This is a genomic window from Rhizobium sp. Leaf384 (genome assembly GCF_001424065.1).
Lineage (GTDB): Bacteria > Pseudomonadota > Alphaproteobacteria > Rhizobiales > Rhizobiaceae > Ferranicluibacter.
This window is the reverse complement of the sequence record NZ_LMQE01000005.1, coordinates 575,248-596,406: the sequence shown is the minus strand read 5'-3', so window position 1 is coordinate 596,406 and position 21,159 is coordinate 575,248. Positions and strand designations below refer to the sequence as shown.

Annotated in this window: 15 protein-coding genes and 1 pseudogene; 7 read left to right on the top strand and 9 right to left on the bottom strand. The window is 62.7% G+C overall.

Going from position 1 to position 21,159, the window contains the following annotated elements; genetic code table 11:
• Positions 1 to 3: 3 nt before the first annotated feature.
• Positions 4 to 2,109 (bottom strand): ATP-dependent DNA helicase RecG, encoded by a 2,106-nt coding sequence (gene recG / locus ASG25_RS11235; protein ID WP_062473494.1) that lies wholly within the window; start codon positions 2,107 to 2,109, stop codon positions 4 to 6.
• Positions 2,110 to 2,263: 154 nt separating this feature from the next.
• On the opposite strand from recG, the gene ASG25_RS11230 reads away from it, so the two are divergent.
• Together ASG25_RS11230 and mfd are read left to right on the top strand one after the other, a co-directional pair.
• Positions 2,264 to 2,584, top strand: coding sequence for a succinate dehydrogenase assembly factor 2 (locus ASG25_RS11230; protein WP_062474506.1), 321 nt, complete (start codon positions 2,264 to 2,266; stop codon positions 2,582 to 2,584).
• The gene (mfd, locus tag ASG25_RS11225; RefSeq protein WP_062473490.1) at positions 2,581 to 6,087 is read left to right on the top strand and encodes a transcription-repair coupling factor; all 3,507 of its coding nucleotides are present in this window, start codon (positions 2,581 to 2,583) and stop codon (positions 6,085 to 6,087) included. Before ASG25_RS11230 ends, mfd begins: the two co-directional genes overlap by 4 nt.
• Before the next feature lie 100 nt (positions 6,088 to 6,187).
• Here mfd and ASG25_RS11220 read toward each other — a convergent pair whose 3' ends face one another.
• The gene (locus tag ASG25_RS11220) at positions 6,188 to 6,853 is read right to left on the bottom strand and encodes a DsbA family oxidoreductase (protein WP_062474503.1); all 666 of its coding nucleotides are present in this window, start codon (positions 6,851 to 6,853) and stop codon (positions 6,188 to 6,190) included.
• 98 nt (positions 6,854 to 6,951) lie between these two features.
• Positions 6,952 to 8,718 (bottom strand): annotated as a pseudogene (locus tag ASG25_RS11215) (extracellular solute-binding protein); the annotation flags it as partial.
• A 512-nt stretch (positions 8,719 to 9,230) separates the two neighbouring features.
• Between ASG25_RS11215 and ASG25_RS11210 the strand changes: the two are divergent.
• Positions 9,231 to 9,860, top strand: a complete 630-nt coding sequence (locus ASG25_RS11210) for an invasion associated locus B family protein (RefSeq protein ID WP_062473485.1) — start codon at positions 9,231 to 9,233, stop codon at positions 9,858 to 9,860.
• 111 nt (positions 9,861 to 9,971) lie between these two features.
• Here the strand turns inward: ASG25_RS11210 and hspQ are convergent, their stop codons facing one another.
• The 3 genes from hspQ to ASG25_RS11195 form a co-directional block, all read right to left on the bottom strand.
• Positions 9,972 to 10,301, bottom strand: coding sequence for a heat shock protein HspQ (gene hspQ / locus ASG25_RS11205; protein ID WP_062474500.1), 330 nt, complete (start codon positions 10,299 to 10,301; stop codon positions 9,972 to 9,974).
• Between the two features lie 193 nt (positions 10,302 to 10,494).
• Complete coding sequence (gene glnA / locus ASG25_RS11200) at positions 10,495 to 11,904, bottom strand: type I glutamate--ammonia ligase (RefSeq protein ID WP_062473482.1); 1,410 nt, start codon at positions 11,902 to 11,904, stop codon at positions 10,495 to 10,497.
• A 58-nt stretch (positions 11,905 to 11,962) separates the two neighbouring features.
• Complete coding sequence (locus tag ASG25_RS11195; protein ID WP_062473479.1) at positions 11,963 to 12,301, bottom strand: P-II family nitrogen regulator; 339 nt, start codon at positions 12,299 to 12,301, stop codon at positions 11,963 to 11,965.
• Positions 12,302 to 12,674: 373 nt separating this feature from the next.
• Here ASG25_RS11195 and ASG25_RS11190 point away from each other — a divergent pair, with 373 nt between their 5' ends.
• Positions 12,675 to 14,165: an NAD(P)H-hydrate dehydratase gene (locus ASG25_RS11190; protein WP_156379754.1), complete on the top strand. Its 1,491-nt coding sequence runs from the start codon at positions 12,675 to 12,677 to the stop codon at positions 14,163 to 14,165.
• Between the two features lie 157 nt (positions 14,166 to 14,322).
• Here ASG25_RS11190 and ASG25_RS11185 read toward each other — a convergent pair whose 3' ends face one another.
• Together ASG25_RS11185 and uvrA are read right to left on the bottom strand one after the other, a co-directional pair.
• Positions 14,323 to 15,123 (bottom strand): DUF72 domain-containing protein, encoded by an 801-nt coding sequence (locus tag ASG25_RS11185; protein WP_062473471.1) that lies wholly within the window; start codon positions 15,121 to 15,123, stop codon positions 14,323 to 14,325.
• Between the two features lie 50 nt (positions 15,124 to 15,173).
• The gene (uvrA, locus tag ASG25_RS11180; protein ID WP_062473469.1) at positions 15,174 to 18,095 is read right to left on the bottom strand and encodes an excinuclease ABC subunit UvrA; all 2,922 of its coding nucleotides are present in this window, start codon (positions 18,093 to 18,095) and stop codon (positions 15,174 to 15,176) included.
• A gap of 331 nt (positions 18,096 to 18,426) precedes the next feature.
• Here uvrA and ASG25_RS11175 point away from each other — a divergent pair, with 331 nt between their 5' ends.
• From ASG25_RS11175 to ASG25_RS11165, 3 genes are all read left to right on the top strand, one after another.
• The gene (locus tag ASG25_RS11175) at positions 18,427 to 18,963 is read left to right on the top strand and encodes a single-stranded DNA-binding protein (RefSeq protein ID WP_062473467.1); all 537 of its coding nucleotides are present in this window, start codon (positions 18,427 to 18,429) and stop codon (positions 18,961 to 18,963) included.
• Between the two features lie 258 nt (positions 18,964 to 19,221).
• Positions 19,222 to 19,938 (top strand): transcriptional repressor LexA, encoded by a 717-nt coding sequence (gene lexA / locus ASG25_RS11170; RefSeq protein WP_062473464.1) that lies wholly within the window; start codon positions 19,222 to 19,224, stop codon positions 19,936 to 19,938.
• Positions 19,939 to 20,266: 328 nt separating this feature from the next.
• Entirely contained in the window at positions 20,267 to 20,506 is a 240-nt protein-coding gene (locus ASG25_RS11165; RefSeq protein WP_062473463.1) for a hypothetical protein, read from the top strand.
• A gap of 249 nt (positions 20,507 to 20,755) precedes the next feature.
• Here ASG25_RS11165 and ASG25_RS11160 read toward each other — a convergent pair whose 3' ends face one another.
• Complete coding sequence (locus tag ASG25_RS11160; protein WP_062474497.1) at positions 20,756 to 21,091, bottom strand: hypothetical protein; 336 nt, start codon at positions 21,089 to 21,091, stop codon at positions 20,756 to 20,758.
• Positions 21,092 to 21,159 lie beyond the last annotated feature (68 nt).

Here is a 21,159-nt window from a genome sequence, read left to right as displayed (position 1 = left end):
GCGTCAGCCCGCCCGGAGAAAGCGGATCGCCTCGTCGCGGCGGTGAAGGTACAAGAGCGTGCGGAGCGCTTCGCCGCGCGGCGTCGTGAGGTCCGGATCGCGCTCGATCACGTAGGCGGCATCCTTTCGGGCAATCTCCAGGAGATCGGCATGCGCCTCGAGGCTGGCGATACGAAAGCCGGGTGTTCCCGATTGCCGGGTGCCGAGCAGCTCGCCTTCGCCGCGCAGCTTCAGATCCTCTTCGGCAATCACGAAGCCGTCCTCCGTATCGCGCAGGATCGACAGGCGGGAATGCGCCGTCAGGCTGAGCGGTCCCTTGTAGAGCAGGATGCAGCTCGATGCCTCGCTGCCGCGCCCGACGCGCCCGCGCAGCTGGTGAAGCTGCGCAAGCCCGAAACGCTCGGCATGCTCGATGACCATGATGGTCGCGTCCGGCACATCGACGCCGACTTCAACCACCGTGGTGGCGACAAGCAGCCGTGTCTCGCCGTTCTTGAAGGCGAGCATGGCCGCGTCCTTTTCCGGGCCGGCCATGCGACCATGGATCAGTCCGGCGACCGGACCGAGGCGGGCGACGAGAATCCGGAAACGCTCATCCGCGGACATGAGATCCGACAGTTCGGACTCCTCGACCAGCGGGCAGATCCAGTAGATCTTCTTGCCGTCCGCGATCGCCGCACGCAGGCGCTCGACGATGTCGTCCAGCCGCTCCGTCGGCAGCGTCACCGTCTGGATCGGCTTTCGGCCCGCGGGCTTTTCGGTGAGCTTGGAGACGTCCATATCGCCAAAGGCGGCAAGCACCAGCGTGCGCGGGATCGGCGTCGCGGTCATCACCAGCATATGCGGGGACACGCCCTTTGCCGTCAGTCGCAGACGCTGGTGGACGCCGAAGCGATGTTGTTCGTCGACGACCGCGAGAAGCAGGCGGTGAAACGCGACGGTGTCCTGGAAGAGGGCATGGGTGCCGATCACGATGTCCGTTTCGCCGGACGCCAGCCGTTCCAGAACGGCGTCGCGCTCGCGGCTCTTGGTGCGTCCCGTGAGAACGTCGATCCGAACGCCCGCGGGACCTGCAAGGCGGCTGAGGGTGGTGAAATGCTGGCGCGCGAGGATTTCGGTCGGCGCCATCAGGGCTGCCTGTCCACCGGCTTCCACGGCCGCGAGCATCGCCATCAGCGCCACCGCGGTCTTGCCGGAGCCGACATCGCCCTGCAGGAGCCTCAGCATGCGTTCTTCGCGCGCCATGTCGGCCAGGATGTCGGAGACGGCCGCCGTCTGGCTTCCGGTCAAGGAAAAGGGCAGAGCGGAGATGACGGGGCCGCTGAGGGCACCCGTCGCCGCGACGGGCGTCCCCGGGAGGGCACGCAGGCGCTGTCGAACGAGGGAGAGCGACAGTTGTCCGGCCAGAAACTCGTCATAGGCGAGACGGCGTCTTGCCGGTGCGCGAGGATCGATGTCGGCCGCATCGCGTGGTTCGTGCAAAGCGATGAAGGCTTCGCGCGCCGTGAGAAATTCCTGTTTGTCGAGAAGGGATGTGTCCAGCCATTCGGGAAACTGCGGAAGACGGGTCAGGGCCGCCTCGACGGTGCGCCGCAGGGTTTTCGGCGAGAGCCCGGCCGTCAGCCCGTAGACCGGCTCGACAAGCGCCATCGTCTCCGCGTCCGCCTCGCGCACCATCAGGTCGGGATGCACCATGGACGCCCGGCCGTTGAACCAGTCGACCTTGCCCGAGACGATGACCACATCATCGATCGGCAGCTGCTTCTCCAGCCAGTTGCCCTTGACCTTGAAGAAGGTCAGCGCCAGCTCCCCCGTGTCGTCCTGCAGGAAGACGCGGTAGGGCATGGACGAACGTCCGGGCGGAGGAGGCACGTGGCGATCGACCCGGCCCTTAATGGTGACGATGGCGCCGGCCAGCGCGTTGACAACACCCGGCTGATGACGGCGATCCACGATCGAGTGCGGGGCGTGAAAGAGCAGATCCACCACCCGGCATTCCTCGATGCTCTCCCGGTTGAGAAGCCGGGCAAGAAATTCGCCGACTTTGGGGCCAACGCCGGGAAGCGTATCGAGCGAGGCAAAAAGCGGATCGAGAAGGGCAGGGCGCATCCGGGGAACTTCACTTGACGAAACGGACTTTGGCAAGGCTGACAAGTCGTTGTCCAGCGTTTATAGGAGCGGCGGGACGGCGGCAGCAAGGCGCAATATGTCCATCCCGACCGACGGTCACGAGACCGCACAGACGCCGCAGAAGGGACAGTCCATGACAGGCATCACCCGAACCAGTGCCGATCTCGATCTTCGCCGCCGAAAGATCCTCTTCCGCGCGTGGCATCGCGGCCTTCGCGAGATGGATCTGGTCTTCGGGCAATTTGCGGACAACGAGCTTTCCGACCTGCCGGATGCCGATCTCGACGAGCTGGAGCGCATCATGTCCGAAGAGGACAACGACCTTGTGAAGTGGATTCTGGGCGAGCGCGACCTGCCCGATCATTTCCGCACGCCGCTTTTCGCCCGCATCGCCGCCTACCGACCGGACTTCGAACCGCAGGCGGCACCGGCGGCCGCAGGACCGACCGAATGATCGCCGGATTCGACAAGAAGAAGATTGCCGGCGTTCAGCGCGAGATCACCATCGGTCCGGTGCCGGCCGGTGTCGAACCCCTGCTGCTCGCCGAGATCGCGCGCGCGGAGGGGCCGGTCGCCTATATCCTGTCCGACGGGCAGCGTCTGGCCGACGTCGAACAGATGCTCAGCTTTGCTGCACCCGACATCCCCATCCTGACCCTGCCGGGCTGGGACTGTCTGCCCTACGACCGTGTGTCGCCGAGCGCAGACGTGTCGGCCCGGCGCTTGTCGGCGCTGAGCGCGCTGATCGCGCATGCCCGCAAGCCGCATCCCGCCATCGTGCTGGTGACGGTGAATGCGGCGCTGCAGAAGATGGCGCCGAAGGATGTGATCGAGGGGCTCGCCTTCTCCGCACGGCCCGGCGCGAACATCCGCATGGACGATGTCGCCGCGCTCCTGTCGCGGAACGGCTTCGAGCGCGTGGCGACCGTTCGCGAGGTCGGCGAATACGCCGTGCGCGGCGGCATCCTCGATGTGTTCGTTCCCGGCAGCGCGGAACCGGTGCGGCTGGATTTCTTCGGCGACACGCTGGAGACGATTCGCTCCTTCGATCCTGCCAGCCAGCGGACGACCGGACAGGCGCGATCGCTCGACCTCAACCCCATGAGCGAGGTTTCGCTGACGCCGGAGACGATCAGCCATTTCCGGACGCGCTACCTCGCACTTTTCGGCGCGGCGACACGCGACGATGCCTTGTATCAAGCGGTCTCGGAAGGCCGGCGCTATGCCGGCATGGAGCACTGGCTGCCGCTGTTTTACGACAACCTCGACAGCGTGTTCGACTATCTCCCGGGCTTCCGGATCGTCACGGATCATGTCGTGCGTGAGGCGGCGGCCGAGCGCTCAAAGCTCGTGCACGACTATTATGATGCGCGGCGCGAAACGGGCACGCCGGGCAAAGGCGCGACATCCCAGGGAACACCCTACAAGCCGGTTCCGCCAGAGCAGCTCTATCTCACGGCCGATCAGTTTTCAGCGGCTCTGGCGAGCGCCAACGCCATTCGCCTGTCGCCCTTCTCGGAGCCGGACGGCGAGGGCCGCAAGGTCGTGACCATCGATGCGCGACTCGGCGTGCGGTGGGCGAAGAACGCCAATGAAAGCGCGCCGGAAGGCGAACGCGTCAACGTGTTCGACCAGGCAGTGAAATACATTGCCGACAAGCGTGCCAAGGGCGCCAAGATCCTGGTGACCGGCTGGTCCGAAGGCTCGCTCGACCGTCTGCTGCAGGTGCTTGCCGAGCATGGGCTCGGCAACATCAAACCCGTGGCGTCGTTCGGAGAGGTCGGCAAGCTGAAGTCCGGGGAGGCGGCTGCGGCCGTGCTCAGCCTCGAAAGCGGTTTCGAAAGCGGCGATCTCGTCGTCATCGGCGAGCAGGATATTCTTGGCGACCGCATGGTGCGCCGCTCCAAGCGTCGCAAGCGCGGTGCGGACTTCATCGCCGAAGTGGCCGGGCTTGATGAAGGCTCGATCGTCGTCCACGCCGAACACGGCATCGGTCGGTTCGTCGGTTTGCGGACCATCGAGGCCGCCGGCGCCCCGCATGCCTGCCTGGAGCTCGTCTATGCGGACGACGCCAAGCTCTATCTTCCGGTCGAGAACATCGACCTTCTCTCGCGCTATGGCTCGGAAGGCAGCGATGCCATCCTCGACAAGCTGGGCGGCGTTGCCTGGCAGGCGCGCAAGGCGAAACTGAAGAAGCGTCTGCTGGACATGGCCGGCGGACTGATCCGGATCGCCGCCGAGCGGCTGACCCGGCGCGCGCCGGTGCTGACCACACCGGAGGGCATCTACGACGAGTTCGCGGCGCGCTTCCCCTACGACGAGACCGAGGACCAGATGACCTCGATCGAGGCCGTCCGCGACGACCTGGGTGCCGGCCGTCCGATGGACCGGCTGGTGTGCGGCGATGTGGGCTTCGGAAAGACCGAAGTCGCGTTGCGTGCGGCCTTCATCGCCGCGATGAACGGCGTGCAGGTGGCCGTCGTCGTGCCCACCACGCTTCTGGCCCGCCAGCACTTCAAGTCGTTTACCGAGCGCTTCCGCGGCCTGCCGATCCGGCTGGCCCAGGCCTCGCGGCTCGTCGGCTCCAAGGAGCTGGCCTTGACCAAGAAGGAGGTCTCCGAAGGCAAGACCGATATCGTCGTGGGAACGCACGCTCTTCTCGGCAGCGCCATCAATTTCGCCAATCTCGGCCTTCTCATCATCGACGAAGAGCAGCATTTCGGCGTGAAGCACAAGGAACGGCTGAAGGAGCTGAAGTCCGACGTCCACGTGCTGACGCTCTCGGCAACGCCGATCCCGCGGACGCTGCAGCTTGCCTTGACCGGCGTGCGGGAGCTCTCGCTCATCACCACCCCGCCCGTCGATCGCATGGCGGTGCGCACCTTCATCTCGCCGTTCGACGCCCTGGTGATCCGCGAGACGCTGATGCGCGAGCACTATCGCGGTGGCCAGAGCTTCTACGTCTGCCCGCGGCTGGCCGACCTCGAGGATGTGCAGGCCTTCCTGCGGTCCGACGTTCCGGAACTGAAGGTGGCCGTCGCCCATGGACAGATGCCGGCGACGGAACTCGAGGACATCATGAACGCCTTCTACGAGGGGCGGTATGACGTGCTTCTATCGACAACGATCGTCGAGTCCGGCCTCGACGTTCCTCGCGCCAACACGCTGATCGTGCATCGGGCCGACATGTTCGGTCTGGCGCAGCTGTACCAGCTGCGGGGTCGCGTCGGGCGGTCGAAGGTCCGCGCCTTCGCGCTGTTTACGCTGCCGGTCAACAAGACCCTGACGGGTCCCGCCGAACGGCGCCTGAAGGTCCTGCAGTCTCTCGACACGCTTGGCGCCGGCTTCCAGCTTGCAAGCCACGATCTCGATATCCGCGGTGCCGGCAACCTGCTCGGCGACGAGCAGTCCGGTCACATCAAGGAGGTCGGCTTCGAGCTTTACCAGCAGATGCTGGAAGAGGCCGTGGCGGAACTGAAGGGAGACGACGAGGTGACCGACAGCGGTTGGTCGCCGCAGATCTCCGTCGGAACGCCCGTCATGATCCCGGACGAGTACGTCCCGGACCTGCATCTCCGGCTCATGCTCTACCGGAGGCTCGGAGAGATCACGGAGCTCGCCGATATCGACGCGTTCGGTGCCGAACTCATCGACCGGTTCGGACCGCTGCCGATCGAGGTGCAGCACCTTCTCAAGATCGTCTATGTCAAATCGCTGTGCCGAACGGCAAATGTCGAGAAGCTCGATGCCGGTCCGAAGGGCGTCGTGGTGCACTTTCGCAACCGCGATTTCCCGAACCCGGCCGGTCTTGTCGGCTATATCGCCAAGCAGGGGACGCTCGCCAAGGTTCGACAGGACCAGAGCATCTTCTTCCAGCGCGATTATCCGACGCCTGAGAAACGGCTGGCAGGGGCCGCGATGCTGATGACGCAGCTTGCCGGTATCGCCAAGGGCTAAGAGGGCCGCAAGAGCTAGCAGGCCGCAAGAGCGAGCAGGAGTTAGAGAAACGGCAGCCTGCGGTCGTTGGTGACCGCAGGCTGCCTCTTCCGTCAGGGTGTCAATTGATATTAGCCTGGTTCTTCATCTCGGCGATATCGCGCAGAGCGCTGGTGAGCACCTCGACCGACTGAGCCCCCATCACGGCGTATTTGCTCTCGATGATGAAGCAGGGCACGCCGGTGACGCCCATGTCGCGAGCCATGTCGATTTCCGTCTTCACGTCTGCGCTGTCCGCATCGGATGCGAAGAGGGCGGTGACGACGGCGCGATCGAGCCCGCCGGCTTCGGCGATGTCGATCAGCGTTTCGCGATCGCCGACGTTGCGGCCCTCCGCGAAATTCGCCCTGAACAGGCCGGACACGACATTCGCCTGCACATCGGCGCCCTCGGCCTGCGCCCAGCGGATGAGCCTGTGGGCATCCAGCGTGTTCGGCGAGACGGTCACGGCGTCAAAGTCGAAAACCACGCCGTCGGCATGGCCGAGCGCCGTGAGCGTCTGATGCGCCCGAGCCACGGCTTCGTGTCCACCGAGCTTGGCCGCGAGATGCGCCTTGTGATCGACGCCCTCCGGCGGCAGATCGGGATTGAGCTGATAGGGACGCCAGTTGACGGTGACCAGGATCTCGCTCGCCAGCTCCGCGATCGCCTTGTCCAGCCGGGCCTTCCCGAGATAGCACCAGGGGCAGACGACATCCGAGACGACGTCGACGGTGACATGCTCCATGATCATTCCTTCCCTTGCTGAAGGGGTGCGTCGGGCGTCGGCGCTGGCGCGGCAGGCTGCTGCGGGGCCGGCGAAGACGCGTCATTGGCGGGCGTGGTCTGTGCATCCACATCCCACCATGTCGGGAGGCTGTAGCCATAGAGTGGCACGGTGTTCGGCCGCCCGATCCGCTTGTGACGGCCAACCCACTGCGATGCCACATGGTAGAGAGGCACCGCGTAGAAATTCGAGACAAGCATCCGGTCATGGGCACGCACGGCAGCGGTAAAGTCTTCCTGCGAACGGGCCTGCAGAATGTTGTTCACCAGGGTATCGACATCCTTGTCGGCAACACCGGCGAAATTGTCGCTGCCTTCGCGATCCCGGGACTGCGAGGACCAGCGACCGACCTGTTCGATGCCCGGCGAGAGCGAGGACGGGAAAGACTTGATGATGATGTCGTAGTCGAAGGACTGACTGCGCTGCTGATACTGCGAATCATCGACCGTTCGCACGCCTGCGCGAATGCCGAGGGCGGCAAGGAAGCGCTGATAGGCCAGCGCCATCTTCTCCTGGCCCTCGTTCTGGGTCATGATTTCAAAAGCGAGCTGTTGCCCGGTGGCATTCTTCATCTGTCCGTCGCGAATCGTATACCCGGCTTCCCGCAGAAGGGTGACCGCTTCGCGCAGGACGTTGCGGTCGCGCCCGGAGGCGTCGGTCACCGGCAGGCGGTAGGTTCCATCCAGCACGCCGGGCAGGATCCGGTTGCGAATATCGCCGAGCAGGCTGAGTTCGCGATCGTCGGCCGGCTGCCCAAGATAGGAGAGGCCGGAGTTCTGCCAATAGCTCTGCGTGCGCGTGTAGGCGCTGTCATAGAGGTTCTTGTTGACCCATTCGAAGTCGAACACGAGCGCCAAGCCCTGCCGCAGCTTCGGGTTCTCGAACATGGCCCGGCGCGTGTTGAAGACGAAGCCGAGCATGCCCGAGGGGGTCTTCGGCGAGAAGGTATCCTTGATGACCTCGCCGGACCGCACGGCCGGAAAGTCGTAGCTGCGCGCCCAGCGATTGGGGCTGCCTTCGGGATAGACGTCGATCTCGCCTTTCTTGAAGGCCTCGAACAAGGAATTGTCCTGGAGAAAATACTCGACCGAGATGCGGTCGTAATTGTCCTGGCCGATCTTCGACGGCAGATCCTTCGCCCAGTAGTTGGGATCGCGTTCGTAGACAATCCTCTCGCCCGGCGTGACGGAGGCCACCTTGTAGGGTCCGGAGCCGATCGGGAACTTGAGCGTCGTCTGGTCGAAGCTTTCGACAGCGGTTGCATGCCTGGGCAGGATCGGCGTCATTGCGATGAGCAGGGGGAATTCGCGGTCGCTCTTCTCGTTAAAGGTGAAGCGCACGCTGCGTTCGCCGACCTTCTCCATCTTGGCGACCTTGTCGAGCCGCGATGCAAACGGCACGCGACCCTTGTCGCGGAAGATCTCGAAGGTGAAGATCACGTCCTCCGGTGTCACCGGCTGGCCGTCGGACCAGTGCGCCTTCGGATTGAGATTGAACTGGATGAACGTGCGATCCTCGTCCCACTCCACAGTTTCCGCCAGCAGACCATAGAGGGAAAACGCCTCGTCGCGCGAGCGCATCATCAGGGAGTCGTAGACGAGATTGCCATATTCCGGATCGAGCATGCCGCGCGCCGTCGTGCGCATGCTTTTCAGGATGAACGGGTTCAGATTGTCGAACGACCCGACCACCCCGTAGGAGATGTGGCCGCCCTTTTTCACCTGCGGATTGACATAGGGAAAGTTCTTGAAGCCGGCGGGCAGGGCAGGCGTCCCGTGCATGGCGATGCCGTGTACGGGTTCGGCCATGGCAAAGCCGGCAGCCATCAGCGAGGTGGATAGGGCAAGACCCAGAAACAAGGCGCGCACGCGGTTCTCCGATGCGGACAGGCCCGCAAATCTCGAGCAGATCCAGAAACGATTCCCGGCAACCTATCACGCCGGGCCTGTTTTTGAAGCTTGCCCCCGCAGAATGGCAGTTCTATGGGCCGCGCGCGCCAAAATCATCGATGCCGGATCGCGTTTTTCGACGGGCAAGGCTGGATTAGGCGCGCGTGACGCGCTAGGAGATGAAACCGCCCCTGGGCGGGTCATGCAATTGCCTCAATTGACCAACAGAGGAGCGGGCGGCCGAGCACTCGCCCAGTCGAGCAATCAGTTTGTGGACGTGCCAGCGACATCGGGATGAGCGGATTCGCTTCGGTGGTTCTCAAGACCGTTTCGGGTCCGGCGCAGAACGATCGCAACCGATCCTGTCGTGAACGTGATGTTGCGCGTCTCGTCTCGAGAGCGCTAGATCCGAGCCGCAGAAACGATGAATTCAGGAGACGGATATCGTTATGACCTTCAAGCCCACCCTTTCCAGGAAAGTCGCACTTTCGGCTTTCGTCGGCGCCGTCGCGGCCGCCGCAATGCCGTCGGCTTCCTTCGCGCAGCAGGCCGGCCAGCGCGCGCCGCAGGGCTGGTTCAAAGTCTGCACCAAGCAGGAAGACAACGATGTCTGCATCGTCCAGAACCTGCTGTCCGCCAATAACGGCCAGCTCGTGACAGCGGCAGGCCTCATCAGCGTGCAGGGCAAGGTCAACCGCAAGATCCTTCAGGTCTCGGTGCCCTCCGCGCGTCTCCTTCCCCCTGGCGTTCAGGTCCAGATCGACGGCGGCAAGCCGATCAAGCTGGACTACGCGATCTGCATGCCGGACAAGTGCGTGGCCGAAGCGCCCCTGACCGACGCCGTCATCGCAAGCCTGAAGAAGGGCAGCGAGGTCGTGTTCACGTCGATCAACTTCCAGCGTGCGCCGAACCCGATCAAGATGTCGCTCGAAGGCTTCACCGGCGTGTTCGATGGCGAGCCGATCGAGCAGTCGAAGCTGCAGGAACGCCAGCGTCTGCTGCAGGAAGAGATGCAGAAGAAGGCAGAAGACGCCCGCAAGAAGCTTGAAGAAGCCCAGAAGGCTGCCAAGCAGAACTGATCGGTCGCAAGACCCCCAAAAGAAAAGCCCGGATCTGACGATCCGGGCTTTTTGCATGTCCTCAGCGTGGTCGTTTTACAGCCACGCTGACAGGAGCGTCCGCAGATCACGTCAATGCGTGACGACAGCCTTTGGCTTGTACTGTCCGATGGTCTCCGGGTCGAAGAACGTTTCGACCTGCGAATGGCGAACCGGCGTTCCCGTCTCGTCCGACATCAGGTTCTGCTCCGAGACATAGGCGACATACTCGCTCTCGTCGTTTTCTGCCAGCAGGTGGTAGAAGGGCTGGTCGCGATCCGGCCGGACCTCGGCGGGGATGGCGTTCCACCACTCTTCCGTGTTGGCATACTCGGCATCCACGTCGAAGATCACGCCACGGAACGGGAAGAGCCGGTGGCGCACCACTTGTCCGATCTGGAACTTTGCATCTCTCTGTTTCATCATGATCGTATCCTTTCCTTCAATATGTGGGAGGAAACGCTGCAAGATCAAGGGACGAAGCGGCAACACGAATGCGTGACGCGGCGACGGCGAGCGAGGCCTGCGTGGGGCAGCTGCCAGCGCCTGCCCGTACCCGCCCAACGAAAAAGGCCGGCGCGTGTGGCGCCGGCCTTTCTGTTCGTTCGGACCGTTCTCAGGCCGAATAATACATGTCGAATTCGACCGGATGTGGCGTCATGTCGTAGCGCATGACCTCGGCCATCTTCAGCTCGATATAAGCGTCGATCTGATCGTCGTCGAACACACCGCCGGCGGTGAGGAACTTGCGATCGCGATCGAGATTCTCGAGCGCTTCGCGCAGCGAGCCGCACACGGTCGGAATCTTCTTCAATTCCTTGGCGGGCAGGTCGTAGAGATCCTTGTCCATGGCCTTGCCGGGGTGGATCTTGTTGCGAATGCCGTCGAGACCAGCCATCAGCATAGATGCAAAGGCCAGATAGGGGTTCGCCAGCGGATCGGGGAAGCGGACTTCGACGCGCTTGGACTTGGCACCGGAGCCGAACGGGATGCGGCACGATGCGGAGCGGTTGCGCGCGGAATAGGCCAGCAGGACCGGAGCCTCGTATCCGGGGACCAGACGCTTGTAGGAGTTGGTCGTCGGATTGGTAAAGGCGTTGATGGCCTTGGCATGACGGATAATGCCGCCGATGTAGAACAGGCAGTTTTCCGAAAGGCCGGCATATTCGTCACCCGCGAAGGTCGGCTTGCCGTCCTTCCAGATCGACTGGTGCACATGCATGCCCGAGCCATTGTCGCCGAAGATGGGTTTCGGCATGAAGGTGGCCGTCTTGCCATAGGCGTTCGCCACCTGGTGCACGACATATTTGTAGATCTGGATCTGGTCGGCGCTGCGAACCAGCGTATCGAACTTGACGCCGAGTTCGTGCTGGGCCGCGGCCACCTCGTGGTGCTGCTTCTCGACGGTCACGCCCATCTCCGAGAGAACGGTGAGCATTTCCGAGCGCATGTCCTGGCAGCTGTCGATCGGCGGTACCGGGAAGTAGCCGCCCTTGACGCGCGGGCGGTGACCCAGGTTGCCGGTGTCGTAGGCCGTGTCGTCGTTCGACGGCAGCTCGGAGGAATCGAGCTTGAAGCCGGTGTTGTAGGGATCGGCCTTGTAGCGCACGTCGTCAAAGATGAAGAACTCCGGCTCGGGTCCGACGAACACGGTGTCGCCGATACCGGACGACTTCAGATAGGCTTCCGCCTTCTTCGCGGTTCCGCGCGGATCGCGATTGTAGGCCTCGCCCGAAATCGGATCGAGAATGTCGCAGACCACGACCATGGTCGACTGGGCGAAGAACGGGTCCATGTGCACCGTCGTCGCATCCGGCATCAGAACCATGTCGGACTCGTTGATGGCCTTCCAGCCGCCGATCGACGAGCCGTCGAACATGACGCCGTCGACGAACATGTCTTCATCGACGCAGGACACATCCATGGTCACGTGCTGAAGCTTGCCCTTGGGGTCGGTGAAGCGAAGATCAACGAACTTGACGTCGTTTTCCTTGATCTGCTTGAGGATGTCGCTCGCAGTCGTCATATCGGAGATGTCCTTCCCTGCCGGTTATAGACCGCCGCGCAAATGCGGCGGCATGAAATCAGATAGCGTCGACGCCGGTCTCGCCCGTGCGGATTCGGATGACCTCTTCCACGTTCGACACAAAGATCTTGCCGTCGCCGATCCGCCCCGTCTGGGCGGCCTTGCGGATCGCCTCGATGACGGCGTCTGCATTCTCGTCCGCGAGAACCACTTCGACCTTCACCTTGGGCAGGAAATCCACGACATATTCGGCGCCCCGATACAGTTCGGTGTGGCCCTTCTGTCGTCCGAAACCCTTGGCTTCCGTCACCGTGATGCCCTGGAGGCCAACTTCCTGAAGGGCCTCCTTCACTTCATCCAGCTTGAATGGCTTGATGATCGCCTCGACCTTTTTCATGAGAAAATGTCTCTCCGCTTCTCCCGTTGGAACAGGGGAATCCCCGCTCGCCCCACCTTATGCATTTAGCATGCCATGTCTTCAATATCTCGACGCATTTGCCGCCTGTACGTCCGGGAAGAAGCATGGCCCCGACATTGCCGACCAATCTCGCAGGGCAATGCCTATTTCTTGTGACGTGCAGGCCATTTACGGCAATTTGATGCATTACGGACGGAAGTTCACCAACTTTAGCATGATATTTAGGCGGCAAATATATGCAGATGCTCAGGAATTGGTCAACTCGCATTCCCGTGACGACCTTGATTTCCCGTGTCGCCCTCTACACTGTAAGGGCAGAATCACGTATTTCGGCGCAGGTGGCAAGATGGGTATCAAAACGGACATCGCATCATGGATCATCACGCCGGCGGACATGGCGAAGATTGACGCGGAGGCCGCCGTATCGGGCATCGACTCCTTCGGCTTGATGCGGGCCGCAGGCCATGCCGTCGCGGCTTCCGCGTTACGGCACTATCCCGGAGCCGTTCGGTTCGCCTGTCTCTGTGGTCCCGGCAAGAATGGCGGCGACGCCCTGATCGCAGCCGACGCGCTGCTGAAGAGCGGCGCGAACGTAACGGTGTTTCTGCTCGATGATCCCGCCCGTCTGACGGGAGACGCAGCTTCCGCGTTCGCTCGGCTCTCCGCGGCCTGCTTCGCTCTGGCCGACTATGTCCCGGAGACGGGCGACGTCATCGTCGACGGGCTCTTTGGTGCCGGTCTTTCGCGGCCCGTTTCGCAAGATGTCGCGGATCTCATGGCAGCCGTCACGGCGGCGCGTCTGCCGGTGGTGGCGATCGACCTGCCATCCGGGATCGACGGCCGCTCCGGGCAGGTTCTCGGGGCCTGCTTCCAGGCAGCGCGGACGGTTACGTTCATGACCCGCAAGCCGGGTCATCTCCTTTTGCCGGGGCGCTCTGCCTGCGGCGATCTGGAGGTGATCGATATCGGCATCCCCGGGCGGATCCTGGAGGCGTACCGGAAAGACATCGCCGAGAATGTACCGGCGCTCTGGGAGGACGCCGTGCAGGCGCTCGACCCGTCAGCCCACAAATATCGCCGCGGACATCTCGTCGTCTTCTCCGGCCCGGCCTCCAGCAGCGGCGCTGCCCGCATGAGTGCGACGGCGGGCCTTGCCGGAGGCGCCGGACTGGTCACGATGGTCGCGTCCTCCGAGGCGATCCCCACACTGGCCGCACATCTAACGGCGGTCATGCTGAAACCTGTCGATGGCGACGCAATGCTGGAAGACCTACTGGCGGATGAGCGCCTCAACGCGTTTGTTCTTGGCCCGGGATATGGACAGGCCGACCGGGCCCGCAGCATCGTCACCGCCCTCGCCAAGCGCGCGCTGGTGCTCGACGCAGACGGCATCACCGCGTTTCGCGACGATCCGCAGGCTCTGTTTACCGCGTTCCACGGGCCGGTCCGCCTGGTTCTCACGCCGCATGACGGTGAATTCGCACGCCTGTTTCCCGATCTCGCGGCAGACGATCAGGCGTCCAAGATCGACCGCGCGACGCGCGCCGCACGGCGCAGCAATGCCGTGATCGTGCTCAAGGGGTCCGATACCGTCATCGCCGCCCCGGACGGTCGGATCGCGATCAACGCGAATGCCCCGCCCTGGCTTGCAACGGCCGGCTCGGGCGATGTCCTCGCGGGCCTCGTCGGGGCGCATCTCGCGCAAGGCATGCCCGCCTTCGAGGCGGCGGCCAGCGCCGTCTGGCGTCATGGCGCTGCCGGACATACGGCAGGCGAGGGGATGACGGCCGAAGACCTGCTCCGCGCGATCCGCCCGCTGCCGCACACGTCACAGCGATCGTAGAGACCCAGTGTGGCTGCAACGTCGCCGGACACAATGACGCCGTCAGCGGCCGGCCGTCTGCCGCGCGTTGCATGAAAAAGAATTCACGCGACGCGCCTTAAGGTCTTGTTGTGATGCATGTCGTTCCCGAAACCGCTGCACACTTTCGGGGGATGCATTAGCCCACGCGCTTCTGCATCTCCATGGCCCCCCCGGGGGCGTTGACCTTGCCCTCGTGGATGAAGAAGGCAAAGACGTCTCGTGGATGCTTGGGCGGAACGTCCGAGAGCAGTGGCAGCCCGTCCGCAACGCCACCGGATCCCCAGGCCTCAAGGCGCGCTTGCCATTCGGACAGACGCGGCTCGTCGTAACAGGTCTCGACATCGTCGCTGCCGGTCTGCAGGCGGGTATAGACAAAATCTGACGTCACATCGGCAATCATGGGATAATCCGCATGATCGGCACAGACGATGGCGACGTTGTGCCGTCGCGCCAGATCCACGAAAGCCTCGACCTGGAACGACGGGTGACGAACCTCGATCGCGTGCCGCAGGACAAGGCCATCCTGCGTCTCGGGCAGCAGAGCCAGAAACGCCGCGAAATCCGCCGCATCGAACCTCTTCGTCGGCATGAACTGCCAGAGGATGGGCCCGAGCTTGGGGCCGAGTTCGGTCAATCCCTGGCCGAGGAAACGGGCGACGGACTCGCCCGCATCTGCCAGCACCTTCTTGTTGGTTGCGTAGCGGCTTGCCTTCAGCGTGAAGACGAAATCGTCCGGCACCTCTGACGCCCACTTTGCGAAGGTTTCGGGCTTTTGCGAACTGTAATAGGTTCCGTTGACCTCGATCACCTGCAGCGCCTTGCCGGCGAACTCCAATTGCCGCTTCTTCGCGAGCCCCTCGGGATAGAACGTCCCTTCCCACGGATCGAACGTCCAGCCACCGATGCCGACACGGATCCTGCCGCCTTTGCCACGCATTCCGATACCCCTCGCCAACGTCAAAAGCCTTGGACGACCTGCTCGACAGCCTATTCCGCCGCGACGGCCTTACGCACCGGACGGCGCTCCAGCAGTTCCTTGAGGAAGTGGCCGGTGTGCGACCGCTTCTCCCGCACGATCTGCTCCGGCGTTCCCTCGGCCACGACCTGCCCGCCGCCATCGCCGCCCTCCGGCCCGAAATCGAGGATCCAGTCGGCTGTCTTGATGACCTCCAGATTATGCTCGATCACGACGACCGAATTGCCCTGGTTGACGAGCTCGTGCAGCAGCTCGAGCAGCTTGGCGACGTCGTGGAAGTGCAGCCCCGTCGTCGGCTCGTCCAGAATGTACAGCGTGCGCCCCGTCGAGCGCTTGGACAGCTCCTTGGCCAGCTTGACGCGCTGCGCTTCGCCGCCCGACAGCGTATTGGCCTGCTGGCCCACCTTGATGTAGCCGAGGCCGACCTCGTTGAGCGTGACCAGCTTGTCGCGCACGGCCGGCACGGCCGCGAAGAATTCCACGCCCTCCTCGACCGTCATATCCAGAACGTCCGCGATCGACTTGCCCTTGAAGGTGACGTCGAGCGTTTCGCGGTTGTAGCGCTTACCATGGCAGACATCGCAGGTGACGTAGACGTCCGGGAGGAAGTGCATCTCGATCTTGATGACGCCGTCGCCCTGACAGGCCTCGCAGCGACCGCCCTTCACGTTGAACGAGAAACGTCCGGGCTGATAGCCGCGGGCTTTTGCCTCCGGCAGTCCCGAAAACCAGTCGCGTATGGGCGTGAAGGCGCCGGTGTAGGTCGCCGGGTTCGAGCGCGGTGTCCGGCCGATCGGCGACTGGTCGATATCAATGACCTTGTCGATATGTTCGAACCCGTCGATGCGATCATGGTCGGCCGGGATTTCACGCGCGCCCATCACGCGTCGCGCAGCCGACTTGTAGAGCGTCTCGATGAGGAAGGTGGATTTGCCGCCCCCGGAAACACCCGTTACCGCGGTGAAGACGCCCAGCGGAATCGACGCGGTGACGTTCTTCAGATTGTTGCCCCGCGCGCCGACGACGGTCAGTTCCTTCTTTTTCTTCGGCTTCCGCCGCTCGGCAGGCACGGAAACCGAGAGATCGCCCGACAGATACTTCCCCGTCAGAGACGTGGGATGATCGATGATCTCCTGCGGCGTGCCGGACGCGACGACCTGACCGCCATGGATGCCGGCGGCCGGACCGATATCGACCACATAGTCGGCGGTCAGGATGGCATCCTCGTCGTGCTCGACGACGATGACGGTGTTGCCGATGTCGCGCAGATGCCGCAACGTATCGAGCAGCCGGGCATTGTCGCGCTGGTGGAGTCCGATCGATGGCTCATCCAGGACATAGAGAACGCCTGTCAGGCCCGATCCGATCTGCGAGGCGAGCCGGATACGCTGGCTCTCGCCGCCCGAAAGGGTGCCCGAATTCCGCGATAGGCTGAGGTAATCCAGCCCGACATCGTTCAGGAAGCGCAGACGATCGCGGATCTCCTTGAGAATCCGGACGGCAATCTCGTTCTGCTTCTCGGTCAGCCGCGCGGGAAGATCCTCGAACCAGTCGCGCGCGACGCGGATCGACATGTTGGTCACCTCGCCGATATGCAACCGGTCGATCTTGACGGCCAGGGCCTCGGGCTTCAGACGGAAACCCTTGCAGGCCGGGCAGGGGGCCGCCGACATGTAGCGTTCGATCTCCTCGCGCGCCCAAGCCGATTCGGTTTCCTTCCAGCGCCGTTCAAGATTCGGCACGATGCCTTCGAAGGTCTTCGTGGTGTTGTAGGACCGCGCGCCGTCGGCATATTGGAACACGATCTTCTCGTCCGTTCCCCGCAGGATCGCCGTCTTGGCAGCGTCCGAAAGGTCGGCCCAGGTATTGCTCAGCTTGAAGCCGAACGTCTTGCCGAGGGCCTCCAGCGTCTGATTGTAATAAGGAGAGGACGATTTCGCCCACGGCGCGATGGCGCCGTTTTTCAGCGTGCGGTCATGCTCCGGCACGATCAGGGCTTCGTCGATCTTCTGCTGGCTGCCCAGGCCGTCGCAGGTGGGGCAGGCGCCGAACGGATTGTTGAAGGAGAACAGGCGCGGCTCGATCTCCGAGATCGTGAAACCCGAAACAGGGCAGGCAAACTTCTCGGAAAAGAGCACCCGTTCGTGCGTCTCGTTCAGGGACTTGTTGGCCGAGCCGCCGGCCGACGTCTCCTTCTCGGGCAGGGGCTTGTCGGCGAACTCGGCGATGGCCAATCCATCCGCCAGCCGCAGCGACGTCTCGAGACTGTCGGCGAGCCGTGCGGCAATGTCGCCGCGAACGACCAGACGATCGACGACCACGTCGATATCGTGCTTGTACTTCTTGTCCAGCGCCGGCACGTCCGCAATTTCGTAGAACTGGCCGTCGACCTTCACACGCTGGAAGCCCTTCTTCATCAGCTCGGCGAGCTCTTTCTTGTACTCCCCCTTCCGGCCCCGGATCATCGGCGCGAGGATGTAGAGGCGGGCACCTTCCTCCATTGCCAGGATCCGGTCGACCATCTGGCTGACCGTCTGGCTTTCGATCGGCAGGCCGGTCGCCGGTGAATAGGGAACGCCGACGCGCGCGAAGAGCAGCCGCATGTAGTCGTAGATTTCCGTCACCGTCCCCACGGTGGACCGCGGATTCTTGGACGTTGTCTTCTGCTCGATCGAGATCGCGGGCGAGAGGCCCTCGATCAGATCCACATCCGGCTTCTGCATCATTTCGAGAAACTGGCGCGCGTAGGCCGAGAGGCTCTCGACATAGCGGCGCTGCCCCTCCGCATAGATCGTATCGAACGCGAGCGACGATTTCCCCGACCCCGAAAGGCCCGTCATCACGATCAGTTTGTTGCGCGGGAGGTCGAGATCGACCCCCTTGAGATTGTGCTCCCGCGCACCGCGGATCGAAATGGTCTTGAATTCGCTCATGGTAGGATGCTCTGTGTGGGGACGAAGCCATTACTTAAGATCGATACTTCATATGTCGAGCCGGCGTCGCGCGAAACCGAAATTCCACGCCGGAGCAATCCGCCGGACGGATGGCGGCCGGAAGGGAACGCGCGGTCCGTCTTGCGAACCCGCACGACCCGTCTGGCACGTCGCTCGATTGACAGGATCATAGCGAACACCTAGAACAAATAAAGAACAAATTTGCAAACTGTGGATTGCCGCCGGCCGGGGGCGAAAAGCCACGTCGAAAAGCGTAGGCTTCCGGCACACTGCGGATGGTCGAGCCGCGTTCAGGAGACAGGACAAAGAGATGGCTGGTAGCGTAAACAAGGTGATCCTCATCGGAAATGTCGGTGCGGACCCGGAAATCCGGCGGACGCAGGACGGCAAGCCGATTGCCAACCTGCGCATCGCCACCTCCGAAAGCTGGCGGGACAGGAATTCCGGCGAGCGGCGCGAGAAGACCGAATGGCACACGGTTGTCGTCTTCAATGAGGGGCTCTGCAAAGTCGTCGAACAGTATGTGAAGAAGGGCGCGAAGCTTTACCTCGAAGGTGCGTTGCAGACACGCAAGTGGCAGGACAAGGACGGCAACGACCGTTACTCCACCGAAATCGTGCTTCAGGGCTTCAATTCGACGCTGACCATGCTGGACGGACGTGACGGCGGCGGCGGCGGTGGAGGCGGCGGAAGCCGCGGTGGCGCCGATTACGGCGGCAGCAGCGGCCCGAACTATGGCGACGACTACGACCGTCCGGCGTCGTCTTCCGGCGGCCGGTCCGGCGGGGGTGCCGGCGGATCGAGCGGTGGTTTCTCCCGGGATCTGGACGACGATATTCCGTTCTGATTCCGTTTCCGATCATCACGATCAAACAGTTCCCGCCGTTGCGAATGTCTTCGCAGCGGCGTTTCTGTATGATGCTTTCCCTGTGCGCGATCGAAAGATCGTATCGTACCTGAAGCGCCTCCAAACCAAGAAAAGCTGCTGGAAATAGCGAGAAGAGGGCGGACGACAGTTGGGTTAGGCGGAATGGGACTTGCAGAACACATGAGGAACATATAACACTGTTCTTGCTTTGTTTCGTGACTCTGGAGTCGATTGATCATGCTGACCCGCAAGCAACAAGAATTGCTGATTTTCATTCATGAGCGCATGAAGGAATCGGGTGTCCCGCCGTCGTTCGACGAGATGAAGGATGCCCTTGAACTGGCATCCAAGTCCGGCATCCATCGTCTCATCACGGCGCTCGAGGAGCGGGGTTTCATCCGGCGTCTGCCGAACAGGGCGCGCGCGCTGGAGGTGATCAAATTGCCGGACGCCTATCTCGCGTCCACTCCGCCGAAGCGCGGCTTTACGCCCAGCGTCATCCAGGGAAGCCGTCCGGCTCCCGCTGCGGAGACACCGCTGACGCCGCCGTTGGCGGTCGGAAACGACAACAGCGTATCGGTTCCTGTCATGGGCCGCATCGCGGCGGGGGTTCCGATTTCCGCCATTCAGAACAACACGCATGACATCGCCGTACCCGCCTTCATGCTGGGCAGCGGCGAGCATTACGCCCTGGAGGTCCGCGGGGACTCCATGGTGGATGCCGGTATTCTCGACGGCGACACCGTGATCATTCGGAACGCCAACAGCGCGAGCCCCGGTGAGATCGTCGTTGCGCTGGTCGATGACGAAGAGGCGACCTTGAAGCGCTTCCGACGCAAAGGAGCGTCCGTGGCCCTGGAAGCAGCAAATCCCGCCTATGAGACCCGCATTTTCGGACCGGACCGTGTCAAGGTTCAAGGAAAGCTTGTCGGCTTGATTCGCCGCTATCAGTAAAATCCACGCACACCTGACCGCACCACGTCGGACAGAAATCGGCGACCGGTATCGCTGACCGAGCAAGATGGCCGCTGGTGCGATGGGTTCGCTCCCGGTCGTCGTGTCGCGAAAGCGCGCGCGTGATGTTGTGCGTGCGGTTTCGTCTCGCGTCCTTGGTCGTATGAACGTTCCACGGGATCAGGCTAGCAGTTGCGTTTCGGTACGTGGTGGCCAAAGCCTGTCGCCGAGCGACAGTGCCGTTCTCCTATCGATTGAGTCGTGTGACGGGACTGTGGAACCGGTTGCAGGCGGCCGCGTTAACCGGCCGAATGCTGCGGAGACCGAGATGCCGGGAACAACGGAAAGTTTTGAAGTCCTGGTCTTCGATGTGAACGAGGGCGAGGTCTCTCAGTCACGCGAACCGATCATGGCCGAAAGTGCCGACGCTGCACGGCAGTTGGCGGGTCGGCTGGCGGAAACGCACGCCGGGACGATTGCCCTCTCCAGGCGCGGACGCGTGGCGATCGGAGAGTGCGAGTCATCCGTCGTTCTGGAACAGCACGGTCGGATCGGTGATTTCGACTGAGAAGGCCGACCTCGCGGCCCCACTTTTTCCGCGCTTTTGCGCAAAGGATCATGTCTATGAGAATGATTTTCGTCGGGATGCTTGCATCCGTCCTCAGTATCCTCGTGATCAAATATGCCAACAACGATCTTGGCAACAGTGTCCCGATGACCACCGTCGGAGCAGCCAGCTCCCTCTAAAAGAGACGCCAGGCTGCTCCGGAGCGCCGGAAAGGCCGTGCACGCATGGCGTGGCGCGACCGGACCTCGATCACTCGTGGATCGTGTAGGATCCCATCTCGCAGAGGTTCTGTTTATCTTCCGTCGTTGCGAGGTTCGATCCCTCTTCGAACTCGAACCGCATATCATAATCGCAGACGTCGCGACCATCTGCGATCGTCAGTTCGATGGTCTCGCCCGGATTGAGAACCTGCTCGCCGAATACGTCACCTTCCCATTCGCTGACGCCGACGGGCGACGTGTAGAACCGCGTGAGGACGGATTGCGTGCCGTTTTTGAGCGAGAAGACGAGATCTTCCGCTTGTGCCGTTCCGGACACCAAAATCGTGCCCAAAACAAGCGCGCCTGTCAGCCGTGCCAGTGTCATCATTGTGTTTATCCCCCCAAGGAATCTTTGTCGCGTCCGTTCGTGGACGCTAAACCAAGAATAGCGAT

Bases quoted from the DNA above. Each gene is read 5' to 3' on its own strand.
- recG (WP_062473494.1), bottom strand. From the start codon at position 2,109: ATGCGCCCTGCCCTTCTCGATCCGCTTTTTGCCTCGCTCGATACGCTT.
- ASG25_RS11230 (WP_062474506.1), top strand. From the start codon at position 2,264: ATGACAGGCATCACCCGAACCAGTGCCGATCTCGATCTTCGCCGCCGA.
- mfd (WP_062473490.1), top strand. From the start codon at position 2,581: ATGATCGCCGGATTCGACAAGAAGAAGATTGCCGGCGTTCAGCGCGAG.
- ASG25_RS11220 (WP_062474503.1), bottom strand. From the start codon at position 6,853: ATGGAGCATGTCACCGTCGACGTCGTCTCGGATGTCGTCTGCCCCTGG.
- ASG25_RS11210 (WP_062473485.1), top strand. From the start codon at position 9,231: ATGACCTTCAAGCCCACCCTTTCCAGGAAAGTCGCACTTTCGGCTTTC.
- hspQ (WP_062474500.1), bottom strand. From the start codon at position 10,301: ATGAAACAGAGAGATGCAAAGTTCCAGATCGGACAAGTGGTGCGCCAC.
- glnA (WP_062473482.1), bottom strand. From the start codon at position 11,904: ATGACGACTGCGAGCGACATCCTCAAGCAGATCAAGGAAAACGACGTC.
- ASG25_RS11195 (WP_062473479.1), bottom strand. From the start codon at position 12,301: ATGAAAAAGGTCGAGGCGATCATCAAGCCATTCAAGCTGGATGAAGTG.
- ASG25_RS11185 (WP_062473471.1), bottom strand. From the start codon at position 15,123: ATGCGTGGCAAAGGCGGCAGGATCCGTGTCGGCATCGGTGGCTGGACG.
- uvrA (WP_062473469.1), bottom strand. From the start codon at position 18,095: ATGAGCGAATTCAAGACCATTTCGATCCGCGGTGCGCGGGAGCACAAT.
- ASG25_RS11175 (WP_062473467.1), top strand. From the start codon at position 18,427: ATGGCTGGTAGCGTAAACAAGGTGATCCTCATCGGAAATGTCGGTGCG.
- lexA (WP_062473464.1), top strand. From the start codon at position 19,222: ATGCTGACCCGCAAGCAACAAGAATTGCTGATTTTCATTCATGAGCGC.
- ASG25_RS11165 (WP_062473463.1), top strand. From the start codon at position 20,267: ATGCCGGGAACAACGGAAAGTTTTGAAGTCCTGGTCTTCGATGTGAAC.
- ASG25_RS11160 (WP_062474497.1), bottom strand. From the start codon at position 21,091: ATGACACTGGCACGGCTGACAGGCGCGCTTGTTTTGGGCACGATTTTG.